Origin of the sequence: Mycobacterium sp. SMC-4 (assembly GCF_025263265.1) — a bacterium.
Taxonomy (GTDB): Bacteria; Actinomycetota; Actinomycetes; order Mycobacteriales; family Mycobacteriaceae; genus Mycobacterium.
In genome coordinates this window covers 2,840,580-2,853,480 of record NZ_CP079869.1, presented here as the reverse complement: position 1 = coordinate 2,853,480, position 12,901 = coordinate 2,840,580, and the positions used below count along the sequence as shown (strand labels likewise).

Sequence of the window (12,901 nt, the reverse complement as noted above, 5' to 3'; positions counted from 1 at the left end):
ACACCCCACTATATTCGGCGCTTTCCAGTTGCTCGTTACAGCGGCCGTTCGGTACGCGGTTACGGTTCCACAGCAGCCGAACCCCGTGCTCGCTCGGCTTTGACGTAGGCGTAAACGATTTGCGGAAATCGCACGTGCGGGACAATTGCGTTCCTGACTCTGCAGTAAGAACGAGCTGCGACGACGTGCTACACAAGCCGGCAGAATGTGCGAAGGGGCGTGCGCAGAATGTGCTCGGCTTCGCCGTGGCGGCAGCTACCCCCCGCCCCTGGATGTGGCGAATACCACACTGTTGCTTAATTCACCGCACGGCTACGCGCCCAGACTTTTTCTTCCAAGTCGGGCACCAGCTCATTGAGCTGTTCCAACAGGTAGAAGTGATGACCGGGAAACTCCCGCGCCGTGAACTCCGCGGCGGTGCGCTGGGCCCAGGGCATGACCTTCTCCGTCGTGGCGATCTCATCGTCGTCGCCGTAGTACGCGTGGATCGGGCAGGACAGCGTCACCTCGGGTGCGACGTTGTAGTTTGCGATGGCCTTGAGCCCCTTGAGTGTGGGCAGAATCGCCGCGGCAAACGCGGAGTTCTGCATGAACTCCGGGCTCGCACCGGTCAACGTGCTGACCGCCGCCAGCAACCCGTCATCGGTGTCGGGCACGTCCTCGAAGCCGACCAGGCCCGGCGCAGCGCAGGCCGAGACGAACAGCGTCGAGATCGGCCTGCCGGCGTCCTCGAAGCGTCGCGCCACCTCGAAAGCCAACAGCGCGCCCATGCTGTGGCCGAAGAAGCTGATCGGGCCGCCGTGGTCGGCGTCCGGTGAAACCATCTTGAGCACCTCGTCGGCCAGCGCAGGGAGGTCGGTGAACGACGCGAAGTCCTGCTTGCCGCGTTGGCCGGGATACTGCACGGCGGTTCGCTTGATGTCCGTGGCGAACGCCTTGGCGAACGGCACGTAGTACTGCGGCGAGCCACCGGCGTGCGGAAAGATGAACAACTTCGGGGTCTTGCCCGCAGCGTCCTCTGTCATGGGAGGCACCCTACCGTTCAGGCGAAGGCCTCCACGGGCGGGCACGAGCACACCAGGTTGCGATCGCCATATGCGCCGTCGATCCGCCGGACCGGCGGCCAGACTTTGGGTCGGAACGCCTTGCCGAGCGGATATGCGGCCTGCTCGCGGGTGTAAGGGTGGGTCCATTGCTCAACCAGCAGGCACTCCGCGGTGTGCGGTGCGTTGCGAAGCGGGTTGTCATCAACTGGCCAGGCGCCCGACCCGACCTGGTCGATCTCAGCTCGGATCGAGATCATCGCCTCGCAGAACGCATCGACCTCGGCCAACGACTCGCTCTCGGTCGGTTCGACCATCAACGTGCCGGCCACCGGGAAGCTCATGGTCGGGGCGTGGAACCCGTAGTCGGCGAGCCGTTTGGCCACGTCATCGACGGTGACGCCGGTGGACTTGGTGATCGCCCGCAGGTCGAGGATGCACTCGTGGGCGACCATGCCGTTCTCACCGGTGTAGAGCACCGGGTAGTACTCATCGAGCCGACGGGCGATGTAGTTGGCCGACGCGATGGCCACCAGGGTGGCCGAGCGCAGGCCCTGGGCGCCCATCATCCGGATGTAGGCCCACGTGATCGGCAGGATCGATGCGGACCCGTACGGCGCGGCGGACACGGTGAGGTCATCGGACAGCTCCGCGGCCAGCGGGTGACCGGGCAGATAGGGCGCCAGGTGCGCGCGCACCGCGACCGGCCCGACGCCCGGCCCGCCACCGCCGTGCGGGATGCAGAACGTCTTATGCAGGTTCAGATGGCTGACATCCCCACCGAACCGCCCCGGTCGGGCGAGTCCGACCAGCGCGTTGAGGTTGGCGCCGTCGACATAGACCTGCCCGCCGGCGTCGTGCACAGCGGCACAGATGTCGGCCACATCGTGCTCGTACACGCCATGGGTGGACGGGTAGGTGATCATCAGCGCCGACAACCGGTCAGCGTGCTCGGCCACCTTGGATCGCAGGTCATCGAGGTCGACGTCACCGTTGGGGCGGCATCCCACGACGACGACCTTCATCCCGGCCAGGGCTGCCGAGGCGGCATTGGTGCCATGTGCGCTCGACGGGATCAGACACACATTGCGTGCCGAATCCCCGCGCGCGGCGTGGTAGGCCTGGATCGCCAGCAGGCCCGCATACTCCCCTTGGGAGCCGGCGTTGGGCTGCAAGGAAATGCGGTCGTAGCCGGTGATGCCGCTCAACCACGTCTCCAGATCCGCGATCAACCGCCGTAGCCCGGCCGTGTCCGATGCCGGGGCGAATGGGTGCTGACGGCCGAACTCCGGCCACGTGATGGCCTCCATCTCGGCGGCGGCGTTCAGCTTCATCGTGCACGAACCGAGCGGAATCATGCTGCGGTCCAGTGCGATGTCCTTGTCGGCCAGCGAGCGCAGGTAGCGCATCATCTCGGTCTCGGTGCGGAACCGGGTGAAGGCCGGATGGGTGAGGAAGCTCGAGGTGCGCGTCGCGATTGTCGGCCCGGTGTAGTCATGGTCTGGGGTCTCGACCGAGAATGCGCCCAGCACATCGGCCACGTGGCCGACGGTGGTCGCTTCGTCGCACGCCACTGAGACGTGGTCCTCGTCGACGAGCCAGATGTTGACGCCGCGTTCCTTGGCGGCGGCCTGAACGCCGCGGGCGGCGCCGGGGATGCGTGCGAGCACCGTGTCGAAGAAAGTGTCGTGCACAACCTCGACCCCGCCGGCTGTCAGTCCGGCGGCCAGCGTGCGGGCGTGACCGTGCACGCGCTGAGCGATCGCGGTAAGCCCCTCGGCGCCGTGATAGCTGGCATACATGCCCGCCATCACGGCCAACAACACCTGTGCGGTGCAGATGTTGCTGGTGGCCTTGTCGCGACGAATGTGCTGCTCGCGGGTCTGCAGCGCGAGCCGGTAGGCGGGCGCGCCGTCGGCGTCGACCGACACCCCGACCAGGCGCCCCGGCAGTTGGCGGGCGTGCTTGGAGTGAACGGCCAGATATCCGGCGTGCGGTCCCCCGAACCCCATCGGGACACCGAAGCGCTGGGTGGTGCCGAACGCCACATCGGCACCGATCTCGCCGGGCGGGGTGATCAAAGTCATCGCCAGCAGGTCCGCACCCACGGCCACCAGTGCGCCGCGATCGTGGGCCTGCTTGATCAGCGCACTCCAGTCGTTGACGCATCCGCTGGCGCCGGGCAGTTGGACGATGACGCCGAAAAAGTCGCCGTCCGGTAACCCCTGACGCAGGTCGGCGGTGACGATCTCGATGCCCAGCGGCTGCGCCCGGGTCGACAGGATCGCAGCGGTCTGGCGGTAGACATCGGTGTCGACTGCCAGCAGGCGGGCCGAACCACGCACCGCGCGCTGCATCAACGTCATCGCCTCTGCGGCCGCGGTGCCCTCGTCGAGCATCGACGCGTTGGCGACCTCCAGGCCGGTCAGATCGGTGACCATGGTCTGGAAATTGAGCAGCGCCTCGAGTCGACCCTGACTGATCTCGGGTTGGTACGGCGTGTAGGCCGTGTACCAGGCCGGGTTCTCCATGATGTTGCGCAGCAACACCGGCGGAGTGAGCGTGTCGTAGTAGCCCTGCCCGATCATCGACACCGCGACGGTGTTCGAATCGGCCAGTGCGCGGAGTTCGGCGAGCGCCTCTGCCTCGGTCGCCGGCGCGGGTAACGGTTCCAGCCCGGGAGCGACTCCGTCGCCCGAGACCTGGTCGAGAATTCCGGCGGGCAGCGCCTTGGCTGCGAGGTCATCGAGCGAGTCGACACCGATGGTGTTCAGCAGGGTTTCGACGGCGCGCGCGTCAGGGCCGATGTGGCGGTCGACGAATGCGTTGGAGCGAGACTGATCAGACACGTGACGACTTCTCCCGGGGCACGAACTATGGCGGCTCCTCCCCCTCTGTCGTCGACCCGGACCGGGTTGCCTGAGAGATTCGGCGTGCTGCCTTTCCCCATGGGCGGGTTCACCCGCCGGTTGAGGGGCGGTAAACCGCTTTCCAGAGGCATCGGGGCTTCACGCGGTCCTGGGTGCCTGAGAGGTTGACGGAGAGGTGTTGCTCCTTCGGCGCCCGTGGCTGGCGGCCACGGAGCTCTCCCGCGCAAGGGCGATGCGCAGGTAAGTCTACCGCCCTGGCAGACCCAACGCCGTCCCTGCCGAGACCCTGGCGCCGCTGGCGCAGCCCAGGCTCCGTCACCGCGGATATCGACCTGTCTACAGGTGGCACCGATCGCTCGATTCGCCCTCCGCGCAACATCACCTGTGGCGACCAACCCTCTGCGCCGAGCGAGCCGGCGAAAGCCATTGTGGCCGAGATCATCTGCCAGAAGTTCAGACGTCGAGTGCGCCGTCATACGGAGTGATTCCGTTGCCCCACAGAGAAACTCATGTGAAATTGGTGGTCGAGCGCCGGAATTCGCCAATCACCGCTGGGCGGCGTGACATCAACTGCAGCACAAGATGATCGGCTCAGCCGTCTTCACCTGGATGATCGGCTCAGCCGATCTTGCGATCCCGGCTCTTGCGTCGGGACGCCAGCTCGTCCTCGGGCGCCGAGATCGACTCGCCGCCGTCGGCCCGCTCCCCGGGAAAGTCCGCGATGGCGCCGGTGAGCTCGCGCATCGCTCCCGAGACCGCGATGCCGAACACGCCTTGGCCGCCCTGCAAGAGGTCGACCACCTCTTCGGCTGAGGTGCACTCGTAGACCGTTGTGCCGTCGGAGAACAGCGTGATGTTGGCCAGATCCTGGACGCCGCGCTGTCGGAGGTGGTCGACCGCAACGCGGATGTTGTGCAGCGAGATGCCCGTGTCGAGCAGCCGCTTGACGATCTTGAGGACCAGGATGTCTTTGAACGAATAGAGCCGCTGGCTGCCCGAACCGGCAGCGCCGCGAATAGACGGCACCACCAAGGAGGTGCGGGCCCAGTAGTCGAGCTGGCGGTAGGTGATGCCCGCGATCTGGCAGGCGCTGGGTCCGCGATAACCGACCAACTCATCGGGCACCGAATCGTCGGGGAACAGACCCGCCTGGACAGGGTCGGCGGTCACACGGGGAAAGGTGTCCGCCTGCGGGGAGCCCGTGGTGAGGTCCAGTTGCTCCTGGCGTGGCGTGTCTCCCACTTTGCGAATCCTCTCGCCGATCTGACTCTGACCTGCGTGGGCGCACTCAACCCCTGCTTACACCCTGCCCGAACTTGATTCGAGCATACGCTTTGACGGCCTACTATGACTGCGTGTCGGGACCAAGTATGGCTGCCCGGCGCGGTGCTTCAGAAAACCCGCCCCGCGTGTCGAACGCGACGAGACGCATCCGTGACCAAGATCGAATGCCCGGTCAGGTGGCCTTGAAGTCGTCGGGCGACACACTGTCGAGGAACTCCTTGAACTTCTCGACCTCGTCCTCGCGGACGCCGCCGCCCGACTCCTCGTCCGTCTCGTCGGGGATCATCAGGCCGGCTTCGGCCAGCACCGCTTCCTCGACGTAGATCGGCACGCCCACCCGCAGCGCGATGGCCACTGAGTCCGATGGGCGCGCCGAGACCTTGATGTCGCGGTCGAAGACCAGGTCGGCGTAGAAGGTGCCCTCCTGCAGATCGACGATGCGAACTTCTTTGAGTGAATGACCAAGAGCAGCAATGACATCTCGAAACAGATCATGGGTCAGCGGCCGTGCCGGCTCGACACCTTGCTGTTCCAGGGCGATCGCGGCGGCCTCAGACTGCCCGATCCAGATCGGCAGGTAGCGGTCCCCGTTCGACTCGCGCAGCAACAGGACGGGTTGGTTCTGCGGCTGCTCAACTCGAATGCCGATCACACGAACCTCACCCATGTGTGCCTACCCTCCGCACTGGTGTTGCTCCAAGTCATCCCAGCCGTCTACGGCTCGGACCTGACGGCTGAGCCGTCACGGCGAGTCTAGTCCTCAGCGGTCCAGAACGTCGCGGACAGCCGACTTGATCAAAGACGTGTGCAAGGTGATCGCCAGTGCGGCGACTTCACGCGCCAGATCGTCGGCGCGGTCGCGCGCTCCTGCCTTGCCGGCCTTGACCACGGGTCCGGCGATCTGCGCGATCAGATCGGACTGCCGGTCGGCCGCGGAGCGGAAAGCGCGCAGGTGCCTGGGCTCCACGCCGTAGTCGGCCAGGGCGCGGGCGCACTGGGCGATCACCACCGAGTGCTCGTCGAAGAACGTGGCAGTGGCGCCCTTGAAGCACGGGGTGATGACGCCCGCTTTGACCAGAGCCGTCAGCAGCTCCTCGCCGACGCCGGAGCGCAGCAGCACATCTTCGCGACTCAGTCGGACCTGGCTGGGCGGTACCGGGGTGCCGGGAACTCGGTCGACGCCGTCGTCCACCGGTACCAGACGTGGTGTTCCGTACGCGCTTGCGGTCTGCGGCAACTCGCCGTCGGGTTGCGCGTCGAGTTGGGCCTTGATGACCTTCAACGGTAGGTAGTGGTCACGCTGGGCGGTGAGGATGAACCGCAGGCGCGCACAGTCATACGCGGTGAACCGACGGTAACCCGACGCGGTCCGCTCCGGGGTGACCAGCCCCTCGGCTTCGAGGAACCGGATCTTGGAGTGGGTGACGTCGGGGAACTCCCCGCGCAGGAGATCGAGGACAACCCCGATCGACATCCCGTTCAGCGCAGAGGTCTCGGGCTGTGTCATCGGATCGTGGTGGTCGCTCGGCGATCGGCGGTGACGTGCGGTCCGTCAGCTACCGGCGCCGTCGTCATCGCCCTTCGGCCCGGTGAGGAAGACCAACCGGAACTTGCCGATCTGGACTTCGTCACCGTTGGCCAGCACGGCCGAGTCGACGGGCTCGCGATTGACGTAGGTGCCGTTGAGGCTCCCGACGTCGACAACCTGAAACTCACCGGACTCCAGCCGGAACTCCGCATGGCGCCGGCTGACGGTGACGTCGTCGAGGAAGATGTCGCTGTCGGGGTGGCGACCCGCCGAGGTGGTCGCCTGGTCGAGCAGGAATCGGGACCCGGCATTGGGGCCGCGCTTGACGACCAGCAGCGCCGACCCGACGGGCAGACCCTCGACACCGGACACCGCGCTGTCCCCACCTGGGGCCGCCGGAGCGTCCAGTTCGTTGAGGAAGTCGGCGCGAAAGACCGATGTCGTTTCCACGGTGACTTCGTCAGAGTCCGCCCCCGAATTGAAGTCTTTTTCCGTCACCCGCTGCTCCTCACTGGCTGCTGTGGCGGTAACCGGTCAGACCCCCGGCCATTGCCGCCGTGTCGACCGTACCGCGCAGTGGACCGCGTTGTATCCACCACGACCGGATCTGCTTGTCGTATCCGGTCTGTTTGACCCTAACAACACATCACTCGGTTACGTGGGCGCGGTAGCCCTCTGAGTCGAGCAATTCGGCCAGACCGCTCTCCAGCGCGCCGTCGGTGACCTGCAGCTCTACCAACCAACCCTCACCATACGGGTCGGAGTTGACCAGCTGCGGATTACTCTCCAGATCACCGTTGACGGCAATGACTTTCGCAGTGATCGGTGCGTAGAGGTCGGAGACGGACTTGGTCGACTCGACCTCACCGAACGACTCCCCCGCGGTGATCTCGGTGTCGACATCGGGGAGCTGAACGAACACCACATCGCCGAGGGCGGCCTGCGCGTAGTCGGTGATGCCGACACGCACCGTGTCGTCGCCGGTCCGCAGAACCCACTCATGTTCGGTGGTGAAAGACAGGTCGGCGGGAATCTCGGTCACGGCGCTCCTTGAACTGTGGTCGATCGCTGGTCCGTCATTTGACGGGCTGAGCGTATTGGCGGGCTTTCGGTTGTCGCAAGGCGGTCACGTCGACCCGTTCGGATTGTTGCACCGTCATGGTGCCGCCGACACGCTCGACGCTGTCCACTGCACCTCCGGGGATGTTCATGGCTGCGGCCAGGGTCGGCGCATCGCCGATGGCCAGAATGGAATACGTCGGCCCCATTGTGTTGCTGTCGACGATCAGGGCTCCCGGCGCCCCGACCACCCAGGTGTCCACGCCGACGCGTACGGCCACCTGTTCTCCGTTGCGTTCACCGCGGATCTCCATCGCCTCGGTTCCGGCCGCCCGCAGTTCGTTGATCACATCGAGCATGGTCTCGGCTGCCACTCCCTGGGTGGGGTCGGTGATGGTCAACGTGACGCCCGGGCCGGTTGCGGGCACCGAGCCGATCAGGATGGACAGCGCCGCTAGCCGGGAGCGCGCGTTTTCGATCGCGGCCTCGTCGTTGTTGCCGGATGCCTGCAGCTGGGCCAGCGTCTGCTGCAGTTCGGCGACCTCGCTGTTCAGCGCCGCCTCGCGCTGTTGCAACGAGTCGAGCAGGATCAGCAGATCGGCCGGGCGCGCCGTTTCCAATGCGTCACCCGAGTCGGTCTGGCGCACCTGGGTGGCGATCGCTACCCCCAACAGCAGGCATAGCACCACGCCCAGCACCCCGAACACCACCTGAGAGCGGCCCTTGCGCGCGACCCCGGCCACCCCGCCGGCGTTGAGTGCACCGATCTCGGGACGCGCATGCTCACGCGGCAGCTCGTGGCGGCCGTGCGCCTTCCGGTCGGACGAGTGCTGGGGTGTGTGTTCGGTCATGCGCCGAACAGCCGCCGGCGCAGTGCCGCCGCGTTGCCGAAGATACGGATGCCGAGAACGACGATGATGGCGGTCGAGAGCTGAGTTCCCACGCCGAGCTGGTCACCGACATAGACGATCAGTGCCGCCACCAACACGTTGAAGACGAACGAGATGACGAAGACCTTGGAGTCGAAGATCCGTTCCAGGTACGCGCGCAGACCGCCGAACACCGCATCGAGGGCGGCGACCACGGCGATCGGCAGGTAGGGCTGGACGAATTCGGGCACGTCCGGTTGGAAGGCGACACCGAGAACGATGCCGACGACGAGGGCGACGATGCCGATCATTTGGGACCAATCTCAGTAGCGAAGTTGACGTCTCGCACAGAACCGGCGGGAAGGGACAGGTCTTCCCCGGCCGAGACCCGCACACCGACACCGTACGAGGTCTCCAACAGCCGCAGCCGTTGCAGCCCACTGCTGCGACCGAAGTTGTCCTGCAACGCATGCGGCGGGCCTACCGCGAGAATCTCGTAGGGACTGCTGATCGGTTGATTGTCCACCAGGATCCCGCCACCTGCCTGACGGATCGTGACGTTCGGACCGACCCGCACACCACCGACCGAAATCGCCTCGGCACCGCTGACCCACAGCGAGTTCACCACCAGCTGCAGGTCACGGTCCAAGATCACCTGCCGGCTGCCCTGCACGCGCTGCTTGGAAACGTCGGTGAGGTCCGGGGTGACACCGGGGTCGGTGACCGTCACCATCAACCCGGGCCCGATGACCGGGGTGGCTGCCGCAGCCAGGTTGGCTTCGTCCAGGTCACCCAGCAACAGTCGCCCTGCGACGTCACCTTCCAGCCGGCTGCGCTGCTCGGTCTCCACCACCACGGCCAGTTCGTTGCGGCGCTCGGCGATCTGCGTGCTCTGGGTTTCCGCCGAACGCACGCTGCCGACGAGCACCCGCTGCGACTCCCGTTCGCCCGGGGCCGTGGCCTGGGCCTGCGACCAAGCCAGCGCGAACACCGTGGCAACCGTCACCGCGGCCAGCACCTGCCAACCCCACTGTGCGGCGCGACCCCGCGGTTTGCCGGCCGCGGCCGCGGCAGCGTAGCCCGGATCGAGATGATCGGAGAGCAGTGAGCGCAGCAGCGAGGGCACCGGAATCGGGGTCGGGGTGTCGGCCCGGTGCGCGCTGCGCCCCGAAGTCGGGTCATATCCCCCCAGCATGCTCATCGTGGCGCGGACTCCGCGGTGCGCGAGGGTGGGCCGTTCGGCGGCAGCGCGCGCACCACCATCGCCACCTGGATCAGGTACTGCGCACCGGACCACAGGTACATCGCCAGTCCCCAGATGACGAACCCCCAGCCCCAGGCCAACACCACGCGACTCCACAGCGCGTCGTATTGGCCCAACAACACCAGCGGCAACCCTGACATCAACGCAAAAGTCGCCGCTTTTCCGATGTAGGTGACGGGCAGTGCAGTCAGACCGCGTCGACGCAACAGCGGCAGCGTGGCGGCCAGCACAAGGTCACGGCCCAGCAGCACCGCGACCAGCCACCAGGGCAGCACCCCGGCCGCCGCCATCGCCACCGGCACCGTGACCATGTAGATCCGGTCGACGGCCGGGTCGAGCAGCTCACCCAGGCGCGAGGACTGATTGTCGAACAACCGGGCGATCTTGCCGTCGGCCCAGTCGGACACGCCGCTGAACATCAGGATCGCCACGGCCCACCCGTTGGCGGCGGGCCAGTCGGCGACCAGCAGCAGGTAGAGGAAAGCCGGCACCAGCGCCAGCCGGATCACCGACAGCACGTTGGGCACCGTCAGCACCCGGTTGCCGGGCGGTGGATCCTCGAACGCCGATGTCTCGGCCATGCGATGAACCTAGCGGAACACGCCGGGAAGGCTCAGCGCCGAGAGGGTGTCGTCGTTGAGCGGGTTGTCGTGGACCATGTAGGTCCACGTCGACGTGGGCCGCGCCAGTTTGGACAGGTCGATGCCGGGTTCGTCTTCGATCGACGGTGCCGTGTCGAAGGTCTGCTGGGCCGCCTCGATCGCATCGGCGGCCAGCGAGGCGAAAGCATCGACGGCCATCCGGTGGAACTCGTCGAGCGGATTCTGCCGGCCCAGCGCACGCAGGTGGATGCTCTCGCGGATGTCGGAAAGAAACGCCAGATGATCCGCCCACCCACGGTCGAGGTGGAACAACATGATCATCCGGCAGATCTTCTCCAACTTGGTCTCGCCGTCGGGAGCGAGTCGCTCGACCAGTTCGGCGTAGCGCTCCGGCGACAACTCGGCCAGTTCGTCGCGGGCCGTCGGGGTGCGCAGCAGCGTGTCGCGGCGTTCGACCAGAATCGCGCGCTGCTGGGCGATCAGCTGGTTGTACCGCCAGGTGTTGGAGTGCACGTCGAGCAGCCGCCCTTCGGCGACGCGCTGTGCATGTTCGAGCAGGCTGGCGGCCTTGGGATGGACCACACGGCCGGTGTCGTCGCAGTCCAGCGGAAGCTTGCTGGATTCGAGATGCGCCACCACGACGTCGTCTTCCCAGCTGGAGAAGAACACCGACGAGCCCGGGTCGCCCTGCCGGCCGGCGCGGCCGCGCAACTGGTTGTCGAGCCGCTCGGTGTGGTGACGTCCGGTGCCGATGACATGCAGACCGCCCAGTTCGGCGACCCGCTCTTTCTCGGCGTCCTGCTCGTCGACGTCGGAACCTCCGAGCCGGATGTCGGTGCCGCGGCCGGCCATCTGGGTCGAGACGGTGACCGCGCCGAGCTTGCCTGCCTCGGCGATCACCGCAGCTTCCTCGGCGTCGTTCTTGGCGTTGAGCACGACAGCCGGCACCCCGGCTTTGACCAGTCGGCGGTGCAGGTCCTCGGATTCGGCGACGTCGCGTGTTCCGACCAGTACCGGCTGACCGGTTGCGTGCACCTCTTTGATGTGTTCGATGACGGCGTCGTTGCGCGCCGCGGCGGTCACATACACCCGGTCAACCTCGTCCTCGCGGATATTCGGTTTGTTCGGCGGGATCGGTGACACGCCGAGCTTGTAGAACTGGCGCAGCTGTTCACCAGCAGCCAACGCGGTGCCGGTCATCCCGCAGACCGTCGGGTACCGGTTGATCAATGCCTGCACGGTGATGGTGTCGAGTACCTCGCCGGTCTCGGTGGCCTCGATGCCCTCTTTGGCCTCCACGGCGGCCTGTAAGCCGTCGGGCCAGCGCTGCAGCGTGGCGATGCGGCCACGGGAGGCGTTGATCAGGTGGACCGCCTGGTCTCGCACGATGTAGTGGACATCGCGCTGGAGCAGCACGTGGGCGTGCAGCGCGACATTGATCTCGGTCAGAGTGGTCGAAACGTGCTCCTCGGAGTACAGGTCGATGCCGCCGAGCTGAGCTTCGACCTTTTGCGCACCGGCCTCGGTCAGGTGCACGTTGCGGCTGTCGTCATCGGTGGCGTAGTCCTTGCCCTCGGTGAGCTCGCCGACCATCTGGATGATCTCCACCCGCGGGGTTTCGCGGTGACTGGTTCCGGCCAACACCAGCGGTACCAGCGCTTCGTCGACCAGAACCGAGTCGGCCTCGTCGATCAGCGCCACGTCGGGGTTCGGGGCGACCAGATCTTCGACGTCGACGACAAGCTGGTCGCGCAGCACGTCGAAGCCGACCTCGTTGACCGAGGCGTAGGTGACGTCGCACTGGTAGGCGGCCCGGCGCTCGGCGGCCGTGGAATCGGCCGTGATCCAGCCGACTGTCAGACCCATTGCCTCGATCAGCGGGCCGACCCACTCGGCGTCTCGCCGGGCCAGGTAGTCGTTGATGGTGATGACGTGGACGCTGCGTCCGCCGAGCGCATAACCGGCAGCCGCGATGGCGCCCGCGAGCGTCTTGCCCTCACCGGTGGCCATTTCGACGACGTCGCCGGCGAGCATGCGCAGGGCGCCCAGCAGCTGTACGTCGAACGGGCGCAACCCTGTCGCGCGTTCAGAGGCCTCCCGTGCGATGGCCAGGAACTGTGGGATGTCCGATGCGTCGGCCAACTCTTTGAGCTCCAGCAGGGAGGCGGCCTTGCGCAGCTGCTCGGCGTCGAGGTCGGCGGCTTTGTCATCGAACTCCGCGGATCTGCGCACCAGCTCCATGGAGCGGCCCTGATCTTTGTCGACCCGCGCGCCCAGCAGCTTCCAGAACGGGTTGGTCGAGCGTCCGGTCTTGAGCTTGGCCCCCGGCGCGGATCCAGCTTTCTTTGACGTCTTCGAGGAGGTGCGTGCCACACGATCACG

The 12,901-nt window shown here is 66.4% G+C and carries 12 protein-coding genes and 1 riboswitch; all 12 genes read right to left on the bottom strand.

Annotation, left to right across the window (positions count from 1 at the left end; genetic code table 11):
* Positions 1 to 296: 296 nt before the first annotated feature.
* The 12 genes from KXD98_RS13680 to secA2 all read right to left on the bottom strand — a co-directional run bounded on the left by KXD98_RS13680 (position 297) and on the right by secA2 (position 12,799).
* Entirely contained in the window at positions 297 to 1,025 is a 729-nt protein-coding gene (locus tag KXD98_RS13680) for a thioesterase II family protein (protein ID WP_260758932.1), read from the bottom strand.
* Positions 1,026 to 1,042: 17 nt separating this feature from the next.
* On the bottom strand, positions 1,043 to 3,892 hold the full coding sequence (gene gcvP, locus KXD98_RS13675; RefSeq protein ID WP_260758929.1) for an aminomethyl-transferring glycine dehydrogenase: 2,850 nt from the start codon (positions 3,890 to 3,892) through the stop codon (positions 1,043 to 1,045).
* Positions 3,893 to 4,046: 154 nt separating this feature from the next.
* Positions 4,047 to 4,145: riboswitch (glycine riboswitch) on the bottom strand.
* Between the two features lie 386 nt (positions 4,146 to 4,531).
* Positions 4,532 to 5,155 (bottom strand): MerR family transcriptional regulator, encoded by a 624-nt coding sequence (locus KXD98_RS13670; protein ID WP_260758927.1) that lies wholly within the window; start codon positions 5,153 to 5,155, stop codon positions 4,532 to 4,534.
* 214 nt (positions 5,156 to 5,369) lie between these two features.
* Positions 5,370 to 5,864, bottom strand: coding sequence for a bifunctional nuclease family protein (locus KXD98_RS13665; RefSeq protein WP_260758926.1), 495 nt, complete (start codon positions 5,862 to 5,864; stop codon positions 5,370 to 5,372).
* 93 nt (positions 5,865 to 5,957) lie between these two features.
* Complete coding sequence (locus KXD98_RS13660) at positions 5,958 to 6,704, bottom strand: MerR family transcriptional regulator (protein ID WP_260758925.1); 747 nt, start codon at positions 6,702 to 6,704, stop codon at positions 5,958 to 5,960.
* Between the two features lie 45 nt (positions 6,705 to 6,749).
* The gene (gene garA / locus KXD98_RS13655; RefSeq protein ID WP_260758923.1) at positions 6,750 to 7,223 is read right to left on the bottom strand and encodes a glycogen accumulation regulator GarA; all 474 of its coding nucleotides are present in this window, start codon (positions 7,221 to 7,223) and stop codon (positions 6,750 to 6,752) included.
* Between the two features lie 148 nt (positions 7,224 to 7,371).
* Complete coding sequence (gcvH, locus tag KXD98_RS13650) at positions 7,372 to 7,767, bottom strand: glycine cleavage system protein GcvH (protein WP_260758921.1); 396 nt, start codon at positions 7,765 to 7,767, stop codon at positions 7,372 to 7,374.
* 34 nt (positions 7,768 to 7,801) lie between these two features.
* Entirely contained in the window at positions 7,802 to 8,635 is an 834-nt protein-coding gene (locus KXD98_RS13645; RefSeq protein WP_260758920.1) for a DUF881 domain-containing protein, read from the bottom strand.
* Positions 8,632 to 8,964 carry a small basic family protein gene (locus tag KXD98_RS13640; RefSeq protein ID WP_260758918.1) on the bottom strand — a complete coding sequence of 111 codons (333 nt, stop codon included), beginning with the start codon at positions 8,962 to 8,964 and terminating at the stop codon, positions 8,632 to 8,634. The genes KXD98_RS13645 and KXD98_RS13640 overlap by 4 nt, the downstream gene beginning before the upstream one ends.
* Positions 8,961 to 9,854: a DUF881 domain-containing protein gene (locus KXD98_RS13635; RefSeq protein ID WP_260758917.1), complete on the bottom strand. Its 894-nt coding sequence runs from the start codon at positions 9,852 to 9,854 to the stop codon at positions 8,961 to 8,963. Before KXD98_RS13635 ends, KXD98_RS13640 begins: the two co-directional genes overlap by 4 nt.
* On the bottom strand, positions 9,851 to 10,498 hold the full coding sequence (locus KXD98_RS13630) for a CDP-alcohol phosphatidyltransferase family protein (RefSeq protein WP_260758915.1): 648 nt from the start codon (positions 10,496 to 10,498) through the stop codon (positions 9,851 to 9,853). Before KXD98_RS13630 ends, KXD98_RS13635 begins: the two co-directional genes overlap by 4 nt.
* A 9-nt stretch (positions 10,499 to 10,507) precedes the next feature.
* On the bottom strand, positions 10,508 to 12,799 hold the full coding sequence (secA2, locus tag KXD98_RS13625) for an accessory Sec system translocase SecA2 (protein ID WP_396883196.1): 2,292 nt from the start codon (positions 12,797 to 12,799) through the stop codon (positions 10,508 to 10,510).
* Positions 12,800 to 12,901 lie beyond the last annotated feature (102 nt).

Excerpts from the sequence above, each read along its gene's own strand:
- KXD98_RS13680 (WP_260758932.1), bottom strand. The coding sequence starts at position 1,025 with ATGACAGAGGACGCTGCGGGCAAGACCCCGAAGTTGTTCATCTTTCCG.
- KXD98_RS13665 (WP_260758926.1), bottom strand. The coding sequence starts at position 5,864 with ATGGGTGAGGTTCGTGTGATCGGCATTCGAGTTGAGCAGCCGCAGAAC.
- KXD98_RS13660 (WP_260758925.1), bottom strand. The coding sequence starts at position 6,704 with ATGACACAGCCCGAGACCTCTGCGCTGAACGGGATGTCGATCGGGGTT.
- KXD98_RS13645 (WP_260758920.1), bottom strand. The coding sequence starts at position 8,635 with ATGACCGAACACACACCCCAGCACTCGTCCGACCGGAAGGCGCACGGC.
- KXD98_RS13640 (WP_260758918.1), bottom strand. The coding sequence starts at position 8,964 with ATGATCGGCATCGTCGCCCTCGTCGTCGGCATCGTTCTCGGTGTCGCC.
- KXD98_RS13635 (WP_260758917.1), bottom strand. The coding sequence starts at position 9,854 with ATGAGCATGCTGGGGGGATATGACCCGACTTCGGGGCGCAGCGCGCAC.
- KXD98_RS13630 (WP_260758915.1), bottom strand. The coding sequence starts at position 10,498 with ATGGCCGAGACATCGGCGTTCGAGGATCCACCGCCCGGCAACCGGGTG.